The 20551-nt window shown below is 61.5% G+C and carries 18 protein-coding genes; 6 read left to right on the forward strand and 12 right to left on the reverse strand.

The annotated features are described in order from the left end of the window. Nucleotides 1-106: 106 nt before the first annotated feature. From MON38_RS12650 to MON38_RS12665, 4 genes are all read left to right on the forward strand, one after another. A complete protein-coding gene (locus MON38_RS12650; RefSeq protein WP_241936536.1) occupies nt 107-556 on the forward strand; it encodes a universal stress protein in 450 nt (149 codons plus the stop codon). A gap of 54 nt (nt 557-610) precedes the next feature. Then, nucleotides 611-1720 (forward strand): HlyD family secretion protein, encoded by a 1110-nt coding sequence (locus tag MON38_RS12655; RefSeq protein WP_241936537.1) that lies wholly within the window; start codon nt 611-613, stop codon nt 1718-1720. Between the two features lie 142 nt (nt 1721-1862). Further along, entirely contained in the window at nt 1863-3434 is a 1572-nt protein-coding gene (locus MON38_RS12660) for a DHA2 family efflux MFS transporter permease subunit (RefSeq protein ID WP_241936538.1), read from the forward strand. 91 nt (nt 3435-3525) lie between these two features. Continuing rightward, the gene (locus tag MON38_RS12665; protein WP_241936539.1) at nt 3526-3900 is read left to right on the forward strand and encodes a DoxX family protein; all 375 of its coding nucleotides are present in this window, start codon (nt 3526-3528) and stop codon (nt 3898-3900) included. Nucleotides 3901-3964: 64 nt separating this feature from the next. Here MON38_RS12665 and recJ read toward each other — a convergent pair whose 3' ends face one another. The 12 genes from recJ to pdhA form a co-directional block, all read right to left on the reverse strand. Next, complete coding sequence (gene recJ / locus MON38_RS12670; protein WP_241936540.1) at nt 3965-5704, reverse strand: single-stranded-DNA-specific exonuclease RecJ; 1740 nt, start codon at nt 5702-5704, stop codon at nt 3965-3967. Between the two features lie 204 nt (nt 5705-5908). After that, nucleotides 5909-7741 (reverse strand): tetratricopeptide repeat protein, encoded by a 1833-nt coding sequence (locus tag MON38_RS12675; protein WP_241936541.1) that lies wholly within the window; start codon nt 7739-7741, stop codon nt 5909-5911. 214 nt (nt 7742-7955) lie between these two features. Then, complete coding sequence (locus MON38_RS12680) at nt 7956-10079, reverse strand: peptidylprolyl isomerase (protein ID WP_241936542.1); 2124 nt, start codon at nt 10077-10079, stop codon at nt 7956-7958. 240 nt (nt 10080-10319) lie between these two features. After that, nucleotides 10320-10583, reverse strand: coding sequence for a hypothetical protein (locus MON38_RS12685; RefSeq protein ID WP_241936543.1), 264 nt, complete (start codon nt 10581-10583; stop codon nt 10320-10322). 24 nt (nt 10584-10607) lie between these two features. Beyond that, entirely contained in the window at nt 10608-11171 is a 564-nt protein-coding gene (gene lptC / locus MON38_RS12690) for an LPS export ABC transporter periplasmic protein LptC (RefSeq protein ID WP_241936544.1), read from the reverse strand. Between the two features lie 25 nt (nt 11172-11196). Then, complete coding sequence (gene bamG, locus MON38_RS12695; protein WP_241936545.1) at nt 11197-12525, reverse strand: BamG family beta-barrel-assembly machinery protein; 1329 nt, start codon at nt 12523-12525, stop codon at nt 11197-11199. After that, nucleotides 12512-13252 (reverse strand): type III pantothenate kinase, encoded by a 741-nt coding sequence (locus MON38_RS12700; RefSeq protein WP_241936546.1) that lies wholly within the window; start codon nt 13250-13252, stop codon nt 12512-12514. Before MON38_RS12700 ends, bamG begins: the two co-directional genes overlap by 14 nt. Nucleotides 13253-13398: 146 nt before the next feature. Further along, the gene (locus MON38_RS12705) at nt 13399-15414 is read right to left on the reverse strand and encodes a pseudouridine synthase (protein WP_241936547.1); all 2016 of its coding nucleotides are present in this window, start codon (nt 15412-15414) and stop codon (nt 13399-13401) included. Nucleotides 15415-15569: 155 nt separating this feature from the next. Then, nucleotides 15570-15953, reverse strand: coding sequence for a TraR/DksA family transcriptional regulator (locus tag MON38_RS12710; protein WP_208173963.1), 384 nt, complete (start codon nt 15951-15953; stop codon nt 15570-15572). Nucleotides 15954-16128: 175 nt separating this feature from the next. Continuing rightward, nucleotides 16129-16605: a 6,7-dimethyl-8-ribityllumazine synthase gene (gene ribH, locus MON38_RS12715; RefSeq protein WP_241936548.1), complete on the reverse strand. Its 477-nt coding sequence runs from the start codon at nt 16603-16605 to the stop codon at nt 16129-16131. Between the two features lie 183 nt (nt 16606-16788). Next, nucleotides 16789-17562 (reverse strand): tetratricopeptide repeat protein, encoded by a 774-nt coding sequence (locus tag MON38_RS12720; RefSeq protein WP_241936549.1) that lies wholly within the window; start codon nt 17560-17562, stop codon nt 16789-16791. Nucleotides 17563-17676: 114 nt separating this feature from the next. Further along, nucleotides 17677-18726, reverse strand: a complete 1050-nt coding sequence (pdhA, locus tag MON38_RS12725) for a pyruvate dehydrogenase (acetyl-transferring) E1 component subunit alpha (RefSeq protein ID WP_422388744.1) — start codon at nt 18724-18726, stop codon at nt 17677-17679. A gap of 206 nt (nt 18727-18932) precedes the next feature. On the opposite strand from pdhA, the gene recF reads away from it, so the two are divergent. Both recF and MON38_RS12735 read left to right on the forward strand, forming a co-directional pair. After that, entirely contained in the window at nt 18933-20042 is a 1110-nt protein-coding gene (recF, locus tag MON38_RS12730; protein WP_241936551.1) for a DNA replication/repair protein RecF, read from the forward strand. A gap of 93 nt (nt 20043-20135) precedes the next feature. After that, nucleotides 20136-20447, forward strand: a complete 312-nt coding sequence (locus MON38_RS12735; RefSeq protein WP_241936552.1) for a DciA family protein — start codon at nt 20136-20138, stop codon at nt 20445-20447. The last annotated feature ends 104 nt before the right edge of the window (nt 20448-20551 follow it).

The raw sequence follows: 20551 nt of genomic DNA on the forward strand, positions 1-20551 counted from the left end.
GGGTAAGAGGGTGTGGGGGTAGGAGGGCAAGAGTTTTCTCTGTTGAGCCTCCCCTTATCACTATCCAACTCCTACCCTCCTACCCCCACACCCTCTTACCCTAGAAATGAACCTCTCCACCATCCTTTGTCCGCTCGATTTCTCGGCCGCGTCGGCTGGGCTGGTGGCTTATGCAGCGGCCTTGGCCGTGGCCACCGGCGCCGAGCTGCGGCTGCTGCATGTGTGCGAACCGCAAGAGGACCCCACCGGCCAGCAGCCCGACGCGAAAGTGTTCGGTTCCTACAAAGGCCGGATGCAGGCCCTGCAGGCCTCGGCCGAGCAAGCCGGCGTGGCCCGCGTGCACACCGGCATGGTGCGCGGCGAGGCGGCCCCGGAAATTGTGGCCGAAGCCGACCGCCAACAGGCTGATTTAATTGTTATTGGCGCGCATGGCCAAACGGGCCTCACCCGCTTTTTGATGGGAACCACGGCCGAAATCGTGCTCCGTACCGCCCGGTGCGCCACCTTATTGGTACGCGCCCCGCTCCAACCCCAAACCGCAGTGAACCAGGCCTAACGCCGCCGCTGCCCTCCTTTTTTCCGTAAAACACCGCCCCGAATACTTACTAAGATGGCCCAGACCGAAACCGCCCCCGTCGCCCAAAACACTCCTGCTCCCTACCCCAACGCGGCATCCGAAGCGGAGCCGATGGAAGAGCCTAAAAAGCGCAACCCGCTTGTCCTCATCATTATGGCTGTGATTCTGCTGGCTGGCGGTTTCTACGGCTTCACCCGCTACCAGTTTGCCAAAGCCCACGAAAGCACCGACGACGCCCAGGTAGAAGGCGACGTGTACCCGGTGCTGCCCCGCGTAGGCGGCCCGGTACTCGACGTGAAAGTAGACGACAACATGCCCGTGAAAAAGGGCCAGGTGCTCGTGACCCTCGACCAGGCCGACTACCAGCAGCGCGTGAACGCCGCTGAAGCCGCCCTCTTCGCCGCCCAGGCCCAGGTAACGGCCGCCCGCGCCGGCGTAGCCACGGCCCAGGCCAACGTGCGCACCGCCCAAACCGGCATCGGCGTGAGCCAAGCCAACCAGGAGCGCCTGCAGAAGGACCTGAAGCGCAGCGAAATGCTGCGGAAACAGGACATCATCCCGCAGAGCGAGTACGATGCCGTGCAGGCCAACCTGAAATCGACCGCCGCCCAGCGCGCCACCGCCACCGACCAGGTGAGCGTAGCCCGCCAGCAGGTAGCCGCCGCCTCGCAGCAAATTGCCGTGGCCCAGGCCGTGGTGAAGCAGCGCCAGGCCGACCTCGACAACGCCAAGCTGCAGCTGAGCTACACCACCATCACCGCGCCGCAGGATGGCATCGTCAGCAAGAAGAACGTGCAGCCCGGCCAGGTAGTAGGTCCCGGCCAGCAACTGTTCGGCATTGTGGGCAGCGCCCGCACCTGGATTATCGCCAACTTCAAGGAAACCCAGCTGGAAGACATGAAGGTGGGCCAGCCGGTGAAAATCGAAGTGGACGCTTACCCCAAAGAGGAGTTCCAGGGCCACATCGAGAGCCTTTCGGCTGCTACCGGCGCTCGCTTCGCCCTGCTTCCTCCCGACAACGCCAGCGGCAACTTCGTGAAAGTGACTCAGCGCATCCCCGTGCGCATCGCCTTGGATAAAGTGGACCCCGAGCACCCGCTCCGCGCCGGCATGAGCGTGAATGCGGTAGTGCAGGTGAAATAAAGGGTTGTTTTATTCTGTCATCCTGAGCGCAGCGAAGGACCTTATCACGGTTGCACTAATGCAGTTACTGCAAACTATTCAAGTGTGATAAGGTCCTTCGCTGCGCTCAGGATGACAGCAAAATCCATAAAACAGATATAAAATGGAAACCGGATTTACCAAGTGGATTATCGTTGTGACTGTGGTCCTCTGCTGCTTGCTGGAACTCATTGATACCAGCATCGTGAACGTGGCCCTGACCCAGATGATGGGTAACCTCTCGGCCACGCAGCAGGAAGTAACCTGGGTGGTGGCCGCCTACGGCATCGCCAACGTGATTGTGATTCCGATGACCGGCTTCCTGGCCGAGCAGTTCGGCCGCAAGAACTACTACTTCGTGTCGGTGCTCATCTTCACCATCGCCTCGATGCTGTGCGGCCAAAGCACCAACATTTGGGAGCTGGTGGCGTTTCGTTTCATCCAGGGAATCGGCGGCGGCGCCTTGATGGCCACGTCGCAGGCTATTCTGATTGACACCTTCCCGCCGAAGCAATTGCCGCTGGGCCAGGCCCTGTTCGGCATGGGCGTGATTATCGGCCCCACCATCGGCCCAACGCTGGGCGGCTTTATCGTCGACAACTACGACTGGCCCTGGATTTTCTACGTGAACGTGCCGGTAGGTATTCTGGCCGCCATCTTCACGCTCACCTTCATTCGCGACCCTGAGCGCATCAAAAATGCCATCCCCCGGCCCTTGCGCGAGATTGACTGGTGGGGCGTGGGCCTGCTGATTCTGGGCGTGGGCTCGCTGCAGCTGGTGCTGGAGCAGGGCGAAACCGAGGACTGGTTCGAAAGCGCCTACATCAATACGTTCGTGCTGCTGGCCGCCGTTGGCGTCATCGGCTTCATCTGGCGCGAACTCACGGCCAAAGCCCCCATCGTGGACTTGCGCGTGCTGGGCAAGAGCCGCAACCTGGCCGTGGGCGCGGTGCTGTCGTTTGTGCTGGGTTTCGGCATGTTCGCCTCGGTGTTCATCTTCCCGATTTTCACCCAGCGCATTCTGGGCTTCACGGCCGCCCAAACGGGCTACATGCTGCTGCCCGGCGCGCTGGCTTCCGGCTTTATGATGCCCGTTATCGGGCGGGCGTTGCAGGCCGGCGTGCCGCAGAAGTTTATGATTCCGGTGGGCTTTTTCATCTTCTTCATCTTCACCTTCTGGATGGCGAAAATCATTTCGCCCAACGCCGGCCCCGACGACTTCTTCTGGCCCCTGATGGTGCGCGGCCTGGGCATGGGCCTGATTTTCCTGCCCATTACGACAATGAGCCTGGCTGGCCTAAAGGGCAAGGATGCCGGCCAGGCCGCCGGCCTCACCGGCATGATTCGCCAGCTCGGCGGCTCGTTTGGCGTGGCCATCGTGGGCACCTATCTGGAGCGCAGCATCGCCCAGAACCGCGTGAGCCCGCTGGCCCACATCTCGCTCTACGACAGCAACACCGTGCAGCGCATCCAGGCTTTCACGCAGAACTTCCTCGCCCACGGCTTCCCGCTGGAGCAGGCCCGCCAGCAGGCTTACTACGCCCTCGAAGGCATTCTGATGAAGCAGGTGTCCATCATCACCTACTCGCAGGTGTTCACCATGATTGGCGCATTCTTCGTCGTCTGCCTGCCACTGGTGCTGCTCATCAAGCGCGCCAAAACGGCCGAGAAGATTGATTTGAACGCGGCCCACTAAAGCCCGTCTGTTATTGCATAACAGGCTCAATTGAAAAGCCGCGGCACTACGCAGTGCCGGGGCTTTTTTAATTCGGTAGCTTCGCCACCATATGTCCCTTCGCCTCCTAAGCCGCTACGCGCTGGCATTGCTATTCGTAGGCGCGGGCCTGCTGCACTTCCTGCGCCCGGCCACCTACTTGGCCATCATGCCACCGCAGCTGCCGCAGCCGCTGCTGCTGGTGTACCTCAGCGGCTTGGCTGAGCTGCTGGGCGGCCTGGGCCTGCTGCCGGTCCAAACGCGCCGTCTGGCCGGCTGGGGCCTGCTGGCGCTACTAGTGGCCGTGTTCCCCGCCAACGTGTATATGGCCCTCATTCATGAGCAGCTGCACATTCCGGGCTGGGTGGCCTGGGGTCGGCTGCCACTGCAGCCCGTCATCATGTGGTGGGTTTTTAGGGTAGGAGGGTGTGGGGGTAGGATGGTGTGAGTCATTTGACCAAACTCCTACCCTCCTACCCCCACACCCTCCTACCCCAAAAACCCTATAACCCCTACTCCCAGCGCACGTCCAGCAGGCGCAACTGTACGCTGCGCTGGCCGCGGTACTCGTTCATTTCCACGGTGTAGCAAGCGCTGAAGGGCTTGCCTTCCTCAATCTGGGGCAGGTAGTCGGCCAAGCCGAAACCGATGGCATCCAGCGCCGGGCCCTGCGCATCGGCCGCGGCGAGGCGCAGCTTGAGGTGGCCGGTGCCCACCACGCGGGCACTGTGGGGCACGGCAATCAGGCGTTGCGAGGCAAACACCGGGTTGGGGTTGCCGGGGCCGAAGGGCTCCATGCGGTGCAGTTCGGTGAAGAATTCTTCGGTGATGCGCGCTATGGGCAGCACCGCCGAAATCTCGACGGGCCGCACGAGGTGCTCGGTGGTGAGCGTATCGGCCACCACCTGCTCGAACTGGCGCTGGAAAGCGGGCACGTTCTCCACCTTCAGGGTGAGGCCAGCGGCGGCGCGGTGCCCGCCAAACTGGTCGAGCAGCGAAGAACAAGCTTCTAGGGCCGTGTGCACATCGAACCCCGCCACCGAGCGGGCCGAGCCGGTGGCCTTGCCATCGCGCTGCGTGAGGATGACGGTGGGGCGGTAATATTGGTCGAGGCAGCGCGAGGCCACGATGCCGAGCACGCCCTGGTGCCAGTCGGCTTTATAGAGCACGGTGGCGCGGGCGTTTTGCAGCACGGGGTCGCCGGCAATCATGTCCAGCGCTTCCTGGGTGGTGTGCTGGTCCGAGCCGCGGCGCTGCTGGTTCATCTGGTCCACCACCTCGGCGGTGTAGCGGGCTTCCTGCTGGTCGGGGGCCAGCAGCATGGCCACGGCGCGGCGGGCATCGCCCATGCGCCCGGCCGCGTTGATGCGCGGCGCAAATCCAAATATCAGGCTGCTGATGCCCAGCGCGCCTTCGCGCAGCGTGGCCAGTTCGCGCAGCGCCGCTAGGCCCGGCCGCAGCAAGTGGTCGTCTTCGTTGAAACGGCGCAGGCCGTAGGAAGCCAGCACCCGGTTTTCGCCGGTAATGGGCACGATGTCGGCGGCAATGCTCACCGTCACCAAATCGAGCAAATCGTGCAGCGGTTCCTTTGGTAGGCCGAGGTGCTCGCCCAGCGCCTGCATCAGCTTGAAGCCCACGCCGCAGCCCGAAAGCTCCTTGTATGGGTACGGGCAATCGGCGCGCTTGGGGTCGAGCACAGCCACGGCGGCCGGCAGCTCATCGCCGGGCAAATGGTGGTCGCAGATGATGAAATCGACGCCCCGGCTGGTCGCGTAGGCCACCTGCTCCACGGCTTTAATGCCGCAGTCGAGAGCGATGATGAGGGCAAACCCGTTATCGGCGGCCGTGTCGATGGCCTTGTGCGAGATGCCGTAGCCCTCGGTATAGCGGTCGGGGATGTAGTCACGCAGGCGCTCCACGCCGAACAGCGGCGTGAGGTAGCTCATCACGGTGGCCACCGAGGTGATGCCGTCCACGTCGTAGTCGCCCAGCACCAGCACCTTTTCGCCGGCTTCCAGGGCGCGGGCGAGCCGGGCCACGGCGCGGTCCATGTCGCGCATCAGCAGCGGGTTGGGCAGCTGGCGCAGGTCGGGGTGGAAGAAAGCCGCCGCCGCTTCGGGCGTGGCAATGCCGCGCTGCACCAGCAGGGCCGCAATCTCAGGGGCAATAAAAAGGGCCTCGGTGAGGGCGTGAACCTGGGCAGGGTCGGGTTGGGGGATATAATTCCAGCGCTTAGTCGCGGATAGATGCATCGGATACTTCGTCAAAATGGTGTCAAAAGTACGACCAAACCCCGCCCCGCGCCCGCCGCCGTACCTTTGAGGCCTCCCCCGACATTGATGCGCAAACTCCGCGAATTCTACGCCCAATACCGGCAATACATTGGCACCGACGTGCTGATGTACGGCGTGTTCATCCTGGCCCTGGCGTTGATGTTCGTGTTTTTCGGGTAGGTACTACTGCACGCCATCGCCGCGCAGCTTGCGGAAGCGCTTGCGGGCCTCCGCCACGTAAATGCTGCCCGGGAATTTGGTAATCACCTGGTTGTACAGCGCCTGGGCCTGCACCTTGTCCTTCACATCTTCCTCCTGAATACGGGCCAGCAGAAAAAGCGCGTCGTCGCTCAGCACGTCGGCCTTGGGGTTGTTGGTAATGCGGCCGAGCGTGGCAATGGCGCCGGCAAAGTCGCCGGTGCGGCGCTGCAGTTGCGCTTTGAGGTAGTAGGTATCATCGGCCAGCGAGTGGCCGGGGAAACGCTCCAGCAGTGCATCCAGGCCCTTGATGGCCTCCGGAATCTTGTTCTGAAATACCAGCTGCTCCACGGCGGCGTAGGCCTTCAGGCCCAGGCCGAGGGTGTCCTCTACGGTATTGTCCTGAATCAGCAACGAGAGCTGCATGGCATCGTTGGCAATTTCGCGGGTGGTGGCTTCTTTCAGGATGTCGAGGTGGCTTTGGGCCAGCTTGAAATCGCCGGCGTAGTAGCTCAGGCGGGCGTTGCGCAGTTTGGCCTCGTAGCCCAGCGGCGAGTCCTTGTGCGACTTCTCGACTTGCGAATATAGCAGCGTGGCTTCCCAAGGCTCCCCTTTCAGAATGTACAGGTCGCCCTGCGTTACCTTGGCCTCATCGACCACCTCGTCGCTGGCGCGGGGCATATCGATGACTTCCTGCAACAGCGTCATGGCTTTGGCCCGGTCGTTCAGCTGGAAAGCGTAGAGATTGGCCAGGCTGCGGATGATGGACGCGGTGTTGGCATTGCGGCCCATTTCGGCCAGTAGCTGGTCGTACTCCGTCACCAGGGCGCGCACCTTGGCGGGGTCTACGGGGTAGGTTTCGCGCACCTGGGCCTCGCGGGCCTGCAGCAGGCGCTGGCGGGCTGTCGCGTAGTACGGGCCAGTGCGGTACTCCCTGGCCACGTAGTCGAAACCCTCGATGGCCGTTTCGTAGTCCTTGTTTTGCTGGGCAATAGCGGCCAGCTCCAGCACGCGCATGCCGCCGCTGCGGGCGCGGCGGTCGAGGGCGCGGGCCTGCACCAGCGCGCCCGTAAAGTCGTGGCGCTGCATCTGCAGCCACAGCAGCAGCTCGCTGTAAGCGGCTTGGTCGGGCTTGTCCTGCACGGCCGTTAGCAGCTGTTTTTCCAGCGCATCGAAGTCCTTTTCCTCGCGCAGCGCATTCTGGAGCATGTTGCGCACGAAAGGCAACTGCCGGTCGTCTTGGGCCACCAGCCGCAGGGTTTCGGCCAGCACCTGGGCCTGGTTCTGTGTCTGGGTGTACAGCTGAATAAGCTGCGGGGCGTACTCGGTATCGTTCTTGGCCAGTACCCGGCCGCGCAAATAGGTTTTCTCCGTCCAGGCCAGCAGCTCACGGCGGCTGAACTCGGTGGCCACCGGCAGCACCTGGGCGGGCGTGAGCTGGGCTACCACTTTCTGCCACTGCTTCTCGGCGGCCGATGCATCGCCGGCGGCCTGGTACACCGCGCCCAGTGTTACCAGCAGCGTGGCATCGTCGGGGCGCAGCTTCACGGCTTTTTTGGCCAGTTTTTCGGCGTCCTTATGGCGTTTCAGCGCCTGCAGCGACTCCAGGTACACCGGGAATACGGTCAGGCTCACCTGCTCCTCAACCGGCAGCTTCTCGAATAAAAACACCACCTTCTCATGCTCGCCCCGGCGGGCGTAGTCCATGGCGAGGCTGGTGCCGCTGGCGGGCACCCAGGCCCCGCTCCGGCCGGGCTGGGCCAGCACTGGCGCTGAAAGCGTGAGGGCGGCGGCGAGTAAGAACGACGAAGGGCGCATAAGCTTCAACAATCAGGGAGCCCAGTACAGACCACGGGCGAGCGGGCAGGTTGCGGAGGGTAAACGTACGGATTAGCCCGCTTCGTTCAACGAGAACGGGCTGGGCTCCTGCCCTGCGCGAGTAATGTGCGGACTCGCAGCGTCCCCGCTACGGGCAACAAAAAAGGGCCGCCCCCGAAGGTACGGCCCTTTTCAAACACTGGCTTCGCGCGGCTTAGAAGAACTTGGCGCGGTTGTCCTGCACGTTGGCGTGGGCCTTGATGGCCTCGTAAATCTTGCCGTCCTGCTGCTGGGCGCGCTGCTGCACGAGTTGCGTGCGCACGGCTTTCAGGTCGCCGGCGGCGGCGGCGGGCGCAATGCTCACCGGCTCCACCACCAGCACGCCCTGCTCGCCCTGAATGGCGGCCGAGTGCTGGCCGGGCTTCAGCGCGAAGGCTTTGCCCACGGCCAAGGGCTCGAAGCCCACGTTGGCAAGGCTGCCCTGACCGAGAATCACATCGGGCGCGGTGCCTACCTGGGCGGTGGGGCCGTACTTGGTGGCCATTTCTTCCAGCGTGCCGGTTTTGGGCAGCTTGGCCATAATCTGCTTGGCTTTCTCCTCATTGCGCACCAGCGCCGACAGCTCGGGGCGCAGGTTGGCCACCGTGGCGGTGCCTTTGGCGCGCTCGTCGGTGAGGGCCGCAATTACAAACTGGTCGCCCACCGTGAACACGTCCGATACGTCGCCCACCTTAGCGGTGCTGCCGTTCGGGCCGTGGCCGAAGGCCCAGCGTACTACCTCGCGGGCGTTCTGCAGGCCGTTCACGGCGTTGGCGTTGGCATCGAGGTTTTTGGCTTCCTGCTTCTGCAGGGTTTTGTCTTTGGCTACCTCGGCGCGGAAGCTGGCGAGGTCCGTGATTTTGGCACGCAGCTCGTTGGCGCGGGTATTGGCCGCGTCGTAAGTGGCTTCGCTCGGGGTGATGGTCTTCTTCACCTCGGCCACCTGGTAGGTCTGCTTGGTGGGCGCGGCCGTTACCTTAATCACGTGGTAGCCGAACGAAGTCTCCACCACGTTAGGCAGCAGGCTGGGCGCGGTAGCCGCGAAAATGGCCTTCTCGAACTCGGGCACCATGCGGCCTTTGCTAAACCAGCCGAGGTCACCGCCCTGGTCTTTGGTGCCATCGGTACCGAACTGGCGAGCCAGCGCAGCAAAGTCAGCGCCGCCTTTGATTTTATTCAGGATGTCCTGGGCCTTGGCTTTCGCGGCGGCTTTGGCTTCGGGCGTGGTGCCGTCGGCTTTGATGAGGATGTGGCTGGCGCGGGCAGCGGGCTCTTTGCCGGTGCCTACGCCGGTTACTTTGTACAGCGTCGAAGTGCCGGCTTCAGCATACGGGCCGTAGATTTTGCCTGTGGCCAGCGGCAGCTGCTTGCGGAGCTGCTCGGGCAGGTCGGCCGGCGAGCGGAAGTTCTTATTGTAGGGCTGCTCCGAGTTGGCCGACACGAACAGCGAATCGACGGGGGCCGAGGCAAACTGCGTGGCCAGCTCAGCCATCGAAGCCTTCACGTTGGCGCTGTCTTCTTTCGAAGCCACCACCGGCACGGTCACGTACTCAATCGAGCGGCCGGCTTCCACTTTGTACTTGCTGGCGTTCTTGTCGAGGTAAGCCTGCAGCTGCGCGTCGGTCACTTTCACGGCCGAATCGGAGATGCTGCCGTAGGGCACGAACAGGTACTTCACCGTGGCCCGGGCGTTCTGGTTGTCGTTGAAGCGCTTGGCTTCGGCCGTGGTCACGTACACCGAGTTTTTCAGCAGGGCGTTGTACTTGTTGGCGATGCGCTCGGCGGGCAGGCCGGCCTCGAAGTTGTGCCAAGCAATCTGGTTTTCGGGGGGCAGCTTGTCGAGATTCTTCAGGTACTCCACCAGGCGGGCTTTATCGAACTGGCCGGTAGCCTTGTCGGTGAACGCCTGCCGGATGCCGGGGGCCGGGTTGTCGCCCTGCACCATGTCCACGAGTTCGTCGTCGCTCACCGTCAGGCCCAGCTTGTCCCACTCGGGCTGAAACGCCAGCTTGTAGAGGGTCTGGTTCCAGGCTTGGTCGCGCAGGTAACCCATGGCCTGGTCGTCGGGCTGGCGCTGCTGCTGAGCCACAAAAGCCTGCTTGGCCTGCTCGAGGGCGGCGTTATAATCGGCGAGCTCCACTTTCTGGCCAGCCACTTCGCCGACCACGGTATCGTTGCGGTTAAAAAGGCGGTTTTTGCCGCCCACCAGGTCGCCACCCACAATAAAGAGCAGCATCCCGACGGCCACGGTGCCTACCGCCCAGCCAGATTTTTCCCGAATCGTGTTAATTAAAGCCATTTACTTATGTAGAGAATCGAATCCGTGTTGGTCAAAAGAGGCGCAAAATAACCAGAATTTGGCCGGCAATCAAAGCATTACCCGTTTTAAGTGGGCTGTTGGTGGCATTCATTACCGCCAAAAACGTCGTGCAGAGCGTAGCGAAGCATCTTTACCGCAACAGTAAACAAATTTTACTATTGCGGTAAAGATGCTTCGCTACGCTCTGCACGACGTGCTTTCAGCATCGGGGAGCTGGGCCTAGCGGCGCTTTTTGTCCGATTTGGCCGGCGTGCGCGCTTGCTTCTGGCGGGCCAGTTTGGCTTCCTGCTCGGCAATTTTGGCCGCCACGCGCTCCTGCTGCCGCCAGTAGAGCAGCGGCATCCAGCAGGCCATCGATACCATGAAAATCCAGTAGTTGCGCATCAGGTCGTTGAACAGCAACGTCTGGTAGATGCCGATGACCATGGCCACCACGCCCACGGCAAACAGCACGGTGCGCAGCAGGTCTTTGTCGAATTTCATGAGGAAGAGAAAAAAGCAGCCGGGCTACAGCCCCGCCCCTGTTTTGGCCAGAATGCCGGTGGGCCGCTTAATGCTGTAGCGCGAAAAGTTCTGGTTGGCCGTCAGCCCGTAGCCGTCGATGTACTCGGTGGGCGTTTCCACCTTCACAAACATGGCCGTGTCGGTGTAAATCAGCTGTTTGTTTTTGTCGAAGAACATCTCTTCGGTGCTCATTTTCTGCTGGTTGGGCACGTTGGCCACCCGCACGTCGCCCCGCATAATGTAGAGGTTCTTGGCCTTATCCGACTTGCCGTATTTAGCCGTGAGCGTGTTGATGACCGTCTTCTTGCCGTCGGCCGAATAGAAGGTCACCTTCACCCCTTTGGGCCAGACAAAGTCGCCGTTATCAAACTGCTGCTGCAACGGGGCCGTGAGCTGAAACTTCAGCTTGGCCGAGTCGCTCACCAGCTCCACCACGTTGGTGGTTTCCATCAGCGGGCCGGTGTACACCTGCGGCGGGCCCACGGCCGTCTTTTTTTCGCAGGCTACCAGGGCCAGCCCCAGCAGCAGGGTTGCGCCAAAACTGAAACCGCGCGTGAACTCGAACAAAACGATAATGCAGTTAAACCCGTGATTACTGCAGGCGGCGCTTGATAAACCAACGGTTGTTGAGCGTCACGCCCAACTGCCCGCGGATGTAGCTTTCCTGCACGTTGCTGGCCCCACTAGTCAGCAAGTCGGTATTGCCGCGCTGGCCGTAGGTGAAGCCCAGGCTGAGCGTGGTAGACTCCAGAGCCGAAGCCGTGGGCATTGGAAACGCAAAGCCCCAGCTCACCGACCGGTCGTAGAGGGTTTTGCCGCCCGGCTGGTAGGGCAACTGCCCCATGCTCACGCCGGCGCGGTACGTTACGCGCTGGAAATAATGCTCCACCGAGCCAGGGTCGGGCGAAATCTCACCGCCCAGCCCCACGCGCATGGTGTTGCTCAGGGCCGGGCCGCTGTTATCGAAGCTCGAAAACTTCGACCATTCCTGCCGGGCAACATCCAGGTTCAAGGTCCAGTTTTTGTCGTTGTCGAGGCTCAGGCCCAGTTGGGCCAGGCCTGGCACGTAGGTGCTGCCCCGGCCATTGCTGATTAAAGCAGCCGCGCTGATGAGGCTGCCGTCTGTATTCTCCCGCTCCTGGGTATTGGTTTGCTGCCCGCGCAGGCTGTGGCCGAAACTATATACACCGCCCAGGTTCAGGCTCATGGATTTGCCAACCTTCTGCCGGTAATGCGCTCCGGCCCGGAAAGCGAAGTCGGAGTAGCGCGTATGCTGGCGGTCCACCGATTTCACCAGCGGGTCAACGTTGTTCACTACCTGCAAGGTAGTCCCCACCGTTTCATCCACGGTGCCGAACAGGTACGATGCTGTGAGCCCCACCGTAAGCCCTTTGGCAATGCGCACGCCCTGGCCAAAATAAGCCTCCGAAACGCCGCCCGTGCCCTTGTACTGTTTCAGCGACAGCGAACCGGGCTCGCCAGTGACGGCTTGCAGAATGTTCGATTCATAGTCTACCGCGCTCAGCGGCTTCAGTCCTACGGCGGCCGCCCAGCGCGAAGCCAGCGGCACCGACATAGCGAAATAGCCCAACGTGCCGCTGCCGCTGCGGCTCGAAGCCGTGGCATTTTTCACGGTTTTGTATTGCCCAACGTAGCCCGCTTCAAAAGTGGTACGGCCCGTGTAATAAAGCAGCGCGGGATTCAATTCGTTCACGTTGACCGAATTAGGAGCTGCCAGCCCCGTGCCGCCCATGCCCATCTGGCGCACGCCGCCGGTGTTGGCGTTGAATTCGCCGAGGCCAATGCGCGAGTAGGGCGAGTTGCCCAGGCCCTGGGCTTGCGCGTCGCTGGCGGCCAATGCAGCCACACCAGCCAGTATCATCGCCAGCACCCGGCCTTCCATCACTTTATTTGTCAACATGATACGCTAAAATCCGATTTAGCCCGAGCAGTACCAGCTCGGGGACGACAAAGATACACTTCGGGAGCCGGGCTGCCAGAAACGCGGCATCGCCCCCGGTCAGCACCACCCCCAGCCCGGGGTGCTGCTGCTGATACTGAGCGAGTAAGCCTTCGATTTCGGCAACCGTGCCATTCACTACGCCGCTCAGCAGGCTCCCGGTAGTGGAGTCGCCCACCAGCGGAATCGTTGCATCGGCCGGCGGCAGTTCCAGTAGCGGCAGCCGCCCCGTGAAGGCGTGCAGCGCCTGCAGCCGCATCCGCAGCCCCGGCGCGATGCTGCCGCCGTGGTAGGTTTCGTCGGCTGTCACGAGGTCAAATTTCAGCGCCGTGCCCGCGTCGATGACGAGCGTGTCGCGTCCCGGGCGCAGCTTGGCAGCGCCCACGGCCGCCGCCAGCCGGTCGGCGCCCAGGCTATGGGGCGTGGCGTAGGCATTGCGCAGCGGCACCAACGTAGTAGCCGGGCTGAAGGCCAGAATTTCGCCCGGCACGAGGTCGCGCAGGTCTTCTACCACTAGCACGGCGGCTTCGGCTACCGAGGCCACCACCACGTGCTGCGGCTGCCAGCGCTGCACCAACTCGCGCACTTGCTGCGCCGTGAGGCCGGCCGCCATCTCACGCAGCAACGGGCCATCGAAAGCGCCGGCCTTCACGGCCGTATTGCCGATGTCGAGGGCGAGGGTGTGCATTATTTTTCTGTCTGGTTAAAAACAGAACGTCATGCTGAGCGAAGTCGAAGCATCTCTACTGTGGGAGTAAATAATTACTTCTACGATAGAGATGCTTCGACTTCGCTCAGCATGACGTTCCAATACTCATTTCCGGCAAGCAGGTCTTACAGGAAGTACTTCATCCGAATCACCTCCTGCTCGCTCAGAAAGCGCCATTTGCCACGGGGCAGGTCCTTCTTGGTGAGGCCGGCGTACTGCACGCGGTCCAGCGCCACCACCTCGTAGCCGAGATGCTCGAAAATGCGGCGTACAATGCGGTTGCGGCCAATGTGGATTTCAATACCCACAAAGTGCGCGTTACCCGCCACTACGGCCACGTCGTCGACTACGGCCTTGCCGTCTTCCAGCTCCAGGCCTTCCGAAATCTTGCGCAGGTCGTCTTCGGCCAGCGGCTGGCTCAATTCAACCTGGTAGATTTTCTTATTTTTGTGCGAAGGATGCGACAGCTTCTGCGCCACTTCGCCATCGTTGGTGAAGAGCAGCAGGCCCGTGGTGTTGCGGTCGAGGCGGCCCACTGGGAAGATGCGCTCCTTCGAAGCGCCGGCCACGAGGTCCATCACCGTACGGCGGCCTTCGGGGTCTTCGGTGGTCGTGATGAAGTCCTTGGGCTTGTTCAGCAGCACGTACACTGCCTTTTCGCGGTTGAGGTTGGTTTTGCCGTATTGCACGGTGTCTTCGGGCTGCACTTTGTAGCCCATCTCCGTCACCACCTCGCCGTTTACTTTGATTTCGCCGGCGGCAATCAGCGCATCGGCCTCGCGGCGCGAGCAGATGCCGGCGTTGGCAATGTAGCGGTTCAGGCGCGTCTCGTCGGTGCCAAAGTCTTCGAGTTCCTCCCGGCGGCGCTTGTTGCCGCGGGTTTTGTCGGCTTCGTAGTGCTTCAGGTTCTTGTAGTCGGGCGCTTCGCCGGGCCGCTCGCCGTACTTGGGCTTGTCGGCGCGGTTGTCGAGCACCGGGCTGGCCGGGCGTGGCTTGTCGGGCGTGGCGCCATAGCCGGTTCCCGAGCGGCGCACGCTGCGTTCCTGGGCTTTCAGGGCCTCGCGGCGCTCGGCAAAGCTACCGGGCGCGGGGGCCCACCGCTCTTTCGAGCCGCGTTTTTCGAAAGTGCCGGGGCGCTCGCCGGTACTACGGCCAGCGGGCGCACCATCGCGGCGGCCAAATGCACCGGGCGTGAACTTGCGGCCAAACGCGGCCTGGTCGGCACGGTAGTCGGCGTTGCCGGCTTCGGCACGCTCGTTATTGAAGTTCCGACGCTCGTCGCGCTCCGGCCGCTCGCTGCGCTCCTCGCGGGGCTGCGGCGGGTTAGCTTCGAAAGGCCGGGCGGCGCGGATGGGCCGGTTCGGGCCGCGCTCCTCGCTGCGCTCAACTCCGCGTTCGAAGCCTTCACTTTCGCGGGGCGTGCTGCGGCCGAAGCTGCCGCCGTTCGGGCGCGGCGCACGGTCTTCAGCCTGCTCGTAGGGGTTGCTTTTTTGGAATTTACGATTGCGCTCGCCGGGCAGGCCGCGGGGCACCGCCTTTTCGCCATCGCGGCGGTAGGGCTGGCCGTTCCAGTTCTCCTTGGGCTGGTACTCGCGAATGGGGCGGGCATCGGCCGATTGGTTGCGCTGCTCGCCACGGTCGACGCCGTAGTTGCGCGGCTCGGCGGTGCGGCCGTAGCTGGTGCCAGTGCGCTGCTCCTTACCCAGGCGCGGCTTGCTGTCGTCGCGGCGCTCGAAGGGCCGGTCACCGCCGGGCCGGAAGCTGCTGCCGCCAGGGCGCGAGCCGCCGCTGCCACCGTCGCGCTGGCCGCCGCCGTAGCTGCTGCCATAGGGGCGCTTCTCGCCACCCTCGAATTTCTTGCCGCCAAAACCGCTGCCCGAAGCCGGGCGGCCAAACGCGCCATTCGAAGGGCGGCCAAAGGCACCGTTGCTGGCCGGGCGGCCGTTGCCGTAGGCTGGGCGGTCGCCGTTGCGGGGGCCGCGCTCGCTGCCGTAGCCGCCACGGTCATTGCCGCCACGGTCATTGCCGCCGCGCTCGTTGCTGTTGCTGCGGCCGGCGCTGTTGCCGAAGCCGCCGGGGCCACCCGCGTTGCGGCCGCCGCGACGGTCCGCTTGGTTGTCTGAAAAATGTTTCTTGCCCATGGGGAGAAAAGTTGCGTGCCGTATCGCTACGGTACTGGTTTAGTTAAAACGAATCGGTACCGGAAAGCCGGTGGTCAGAGGGCGACAACAAACGTGCTGTCAAAATCATTCTGACCACCGGCTTCCCGGTACCGAGGTATAGGAATGGCGCGCGCTTAGTCGCGGCGGGCCATTTTAGCTTCGATGGAGTGCTGGGTGTGGGGCACGGCCCGCAGACGCTCCTTCGGAATGAGCTTGCCCGTGCCGATGCACACGCCGTAGGTGCCGTTCTTGATGCGAATCTGAGCGTTTTCGAGCTGCTGAATAAACTTCATCTGGCGCGAAGCCAGTTGGTTCATGCTCTCCTTCTCGGCGGTATCAGCGCCGTCTTCCAGCACTTTGGCCGATGAAGCGGTGGTATCAGTGCCGGTGTCGTTGCTGCGGTTCAGGGTTTCTTTGATGAACGACAACTCCTTGCGGGCGGCCGTCAGCTTCTCCTGAATAATCTGGTCGAACTCGTTGAGGTCTTCCCGCGAATAGCGAATGTTGTCGTCGTTCATTGAATAAGAAAAAAGGAAATGGGTAAGGATTGGCAGATGGTAATGCCACCCCAACGCCAGCAGTTGCTAAATGGTTTGGTAGCGCTTAAAATCAACCAACCTGCTTCAGACTAGCTGTTACACGCTGGTTTTGCGGGCGCAAAGTTACGGCTTTCGGCGCGCTTTTCCTTGGCTGCTAAAACCCTAACATCTGGATGGCTGCCACGGCCGCTTCCACGCCCTTATTGCCGTGCTTGCCACCGGCCCGGTCCCAAGCCTGCTCCAGCGTGTTAGTCGTCACCAGCCCAAAAATAACGGGCTTATTGAACTTCAGCCCTACCTGCGTGATGCCCTGCGCCACGGCGTGGCAGATGTAGTCGTCGTGCTTGGTTTCGCCCTGAATGACGACGCCTAGGCAAATCACCGCGTCAATCTCGTCGTGCTGCGCCAGAAACTGCGCGCCCAGCGTGAGCTCAAAGCTGCCGGGCACGGTATTGCGGAAAATGTTATCGGCCACGGCGCCGTGCTTCAGCAGGGTTTCGTAAGCCCCGGCGCTGAGCACGTCGGTAATGTCGCGGTTCCAGTCGGCCACCACCAGGCCGAATTTCTTTTCGCTGATGTCGATGAAAGACGAGGCGTCGTAGTCGCTCAGGTTTTGTAGGGAAGTTGCCATGAGAAAAACAGGAATCTGATTGGATAGCGGCAGGAAAGCGCCACCGGTTAGCTTAGCACAAAACTACGCCCGGAGGCTGGCTGGCATTCGAGCAGCCAAAGCGGGAAAAGACAACTAAAAAAAATTGCGCCTCCCACAGGGAAGCGCAATTTTTGAATCGACGGTATTAATACCGTTCGATGCTTATTTCTCCAGCTTGGCCTTGTACTGGCGGGCTTCGGCTACTTCCTGCGAAGTGGGGTAGTCGTTGATGATGCGCTCGTAGGCTTTCAGCGCGCCTTCCTCGTCCTTGGCTACTTCGCGGGCGGTGGCTTCCTTCAGCAGGTAGCCGGGCGAAAAGTACTCGTTGGCGTTGTGGTCGGCGGCTTTGGCATACAGGTCGGCGGCTTCCTTTGGCTTGTTCAACTCCAATTGCGCGTCGCCCATCAGGGCATAGGCGCGGCTTTGCACCAAGTAGTCGTCCGAGCTGAAATCTTCGAGGTAATCGAGGGCCGCTTTGTAGTCGCCTTTTTTCAGCGAAGCCACGCCGGCATAGAAGTTGGCCAGGTTACCGGCCTTGGTGTTGCCGTACTCATTGGCCACCGTCACCAAACCCGGGGCCTTGCCGTCGCCCTTAATAGCTTTGGTTAGCGAATCAGCCTCCCAGTTATTCACCGCGCGGAACATCGTGGCCTGGGCCTTCGAATCCTGCTGGTTGCGCCAGGTGTAAAAGCCGAAAGCGCCTACCACGGCCAGCACCACCACGGCCAGAATACCCAGCAGCAGGTTGCGGTTGCCGCGCACGAAATCCTCGGTTTCGGCCAGGCGGGCGGCCAGCGCGTCCGGGTCTTCCAGCAGCGGGTTTTCGGGCGCGAGGTTTTCGGCCGGCGCCAGCGGGTCAACCGGCACGTTTTCGGTTACTTGCTGGCGGCCCTGCTGGGCCTGCTGGCTTTTGCCAGTGTAAGGAATCTTCGACATAGTAAAGAAGCTGCTAGCTATTAGCTGTCAGCTGCTAGCTTTTGATTAAAATCAGGGGTTGTCAGATTCTGCAAAGCTAACAGCTAAAAGCCAGCAGCTAACAGCGGTTCCGGTTTAGTCGTGGATGTAGGGGTAATCGGCCTGCACATACACGTCCTTATACAGCTCGTCGGGCGTGGGATAAGGCGAGTTCTCGGCGAAATCTACCGACTCCTGCACCACGGCCTTGATGCGCTCATCAATGGCTTCGAGGTCGGCTTCGGTGGCGAAGTTGTTGGTCAGAATCGTGTGGCGCACGCCTTCGATGGCATCGCGGTGGCGGTAGTCTTCCAGCTCCTCTTTGGTACGGTACTTGGCGGGGTCGCTCATCGAGTGGCCCTTGTAGCGGTAGGTTTTGAACTCGAGCAGCGTGGGGCCTTCGCCGGCGCGGGCGCGCTCGGCGGCGCGGGCCACGGCCTCGTGCACGTCTTCCACACGCATGCCGTTCACCGGCTCCGAAGGCATGTCGTAGCTCAGGCCAATCTTATAGAGGTCCGTCACGTTCGAGGTGCGCTGCACCGACGTGCCCATGGCGTAGCCGTTGTTCTCAATTACGAAAATGACCGGCAGCTTCCACAGCATGGCCATGTTGAAGGCCTCGTGCAATGCGCCTTGGCGCACCGCGCCGTCGCCCATCGAACAGATGCAGAGCTTGCCCGTCTTGTTATACTTCTCGGCGAAAGCAATGCCCGCGCCCATTGGCACCTGGCCGCCCACGATGCCGTGGCCGCCCATGAAACCAACTTCCTTATCGAACATGTGCATCGAGCCGCCCTTGCCTTTCGAGCAGCCAGTGGCTTTGGCAAACAGTTCGGCCATCACAGCATTGGGCGAGGTGCCCAGTGCCAGCGGGTGGGCGTGGTCGCGGTAAGCGGTGATGTACTTGTCACCCTTCTCCAGTGCCGACACCTGCCCGGCCACACAAGCCTCTTGGCCGATGTAGAGGTGGCAGAAGCCTTTGATTTTTTGCTGGCCGTAGAGCTGGCCTGCCTTATCCTCAAACTTGCGCATGAGCTGCATTTGCTCGTACCACTGCAAGTAAGTTTCCTTCGGGAATGAAGTCGCGGGCTGGGCCGGCGCGGCCTTGCCCGAAGCCTTGGCCGTGGGGCGGTCGGTGCCGGGCATCACGGGGTCGGGCTGGGCCACGGTTTCAACACCATTGGTCTTTCCTTTGGCGGCTGCTTTCGGGGCAGCACCATTGGTCGCCTTCGAGGCGGCTGGTTTTTTAGAAGCAGCTTTTACTTTCGTATCCGCCATAGCACTTTTAAGGAAAGAAATAATTCGCGTTGGGAGGGCGAAATTACGTAAAACTGCTGGCAAATCCGCACCTTATGACTCTCGACTCCCTCCAGCTGCTTTTTTTTAAAAATTACGACGACGCGGCACTTCGCCTTTCCCCGGGGCTCAACTGCTTTATCGGCGACAATGGCAGCGGCAAAACCAACCTGCTCGACGCCATCCACTACCTCTCCCTCACCAAAAGCGCTATTTCCGCGTCTGATGCGCTCTGCATCAAGCAAGGAGCTGATTTCTTTGTAGTTAAAGGCACATTTACCAATGATAATCCTGCAAATCAGGAAGTTATTCAGGTAAGCCTGCGGCAAGGGCAGAAAAAGACTATCACGCACGACAAGCAGCCCTACGAGCGCATGGCCGACCACATTGGCCGCTACCCCGCCGTGCTCATTTCGCCCTACGACACCGACCTCATCCGCCAGGGCAGCGAGGAGCGCCGCAAGTATTTCGACAGCCTGATGGCCCAGCTCGACCACGAGTTTCTCGAGCTGCTTATTTCCTACAATGCCCTGCTGCGTCAGCGCAACGCTGTCCTGAAACAGGGTGTCGGCTCTCACGGCTTCGACCGCGAATACCTGCTGGCGCTCGATGAGCAACTGGCGCCGCTGGGCCAGCAAATCACCGCGTTGCGGGCCGCCTTCCTCGCTGAGTACTTGCCCATCTTCCAGCAGCACTACCAGCAGCTGGCCGACGGCCGCGAGCAAGTCACCCTTACTTATAAGAGCCAGCTGGTGGATGCTGATTTTGCCCAGTTGCTCCGGCTCAACGAGCGGCGTGACTTCGTGTTGCAGCGCAGCACCACCGGCTCGCACCGCGACGACTTCGTATTCCTGATGGAAGAGATGCCCGTGAAATCGCACGCCTCGCAGGGCCAGCAGAAGTCGTTTGCTATCGCCCTCAAGCTGGCGCAGTTCGAATTGCTAGCGGCCAAGCAGCAGCACAAGCCCCTGCTCCTGCTGGATGACATCTTCGACCGCCTCGACGACAAGCGCATCGCTCGCCTGTTAGAGCTAGTAGCCGACGAAACCTTTGGCCAGGTTTTCCTGACCGATACCAACCTTGAGCGTACCGACCAAGCGCTTTCACGAGTTACCATCCCCATTCGCCGGTTCCGGGTCAGCAACGGTACGGTAGCGGCGGTTTAGCCGTTTGCCAAACCTCTTTTGGGGCACTGATGGCGTACCTTTGTGCCCGCGTTACCGACCAGTTTCATGGTCAGTGCTCCTCTTCCTGCTTCCGTGAAAAAGCCCTCCTCTCCTACTCGCTCCGGCGACATTATTCCGCTGAAAGAAGGGCTTGAAGCATTGGTGCGCGCGTACCGCCTGCAAGGCAAGCTGAATGAGGTAACGGTGGTATCGAGTTGGGAGCGGGTAATGGGAAAAGCCGTTGCGCTGAAAACGCAGGAGGTGTATGTGAATAAAGGCCGGCTGTTCGTGCGGCTTTCTTCTGCCCCACTCAAGCACGAATTGCTAATGGCAAAAACCCGCGTCGCCGAACTAATCAATGCAGAGGTCGGCGAAGTTGTGGTCAAGGAAGTCATCTTCCTTTGAGGCGCCTCGTTTATACTATTGAACTCTACGGCTGCTTTTCTTGGGAAGGGCAGCCGCTTTTTTGCTCGGCACTTGTACTCTGCTTTACTCCCATTGTGGCTCCG

The organism is Hymenobacter cyanobacteriorum, from assembly GCF_022631375.1.
Taxonomy (GTDB): Bacteria; Bacteroidota; Bacteroidia; order Cytophagales; family Hymenobacteraceae; genus Hymenobacter; species Hymenobacter cyanobacteriorum.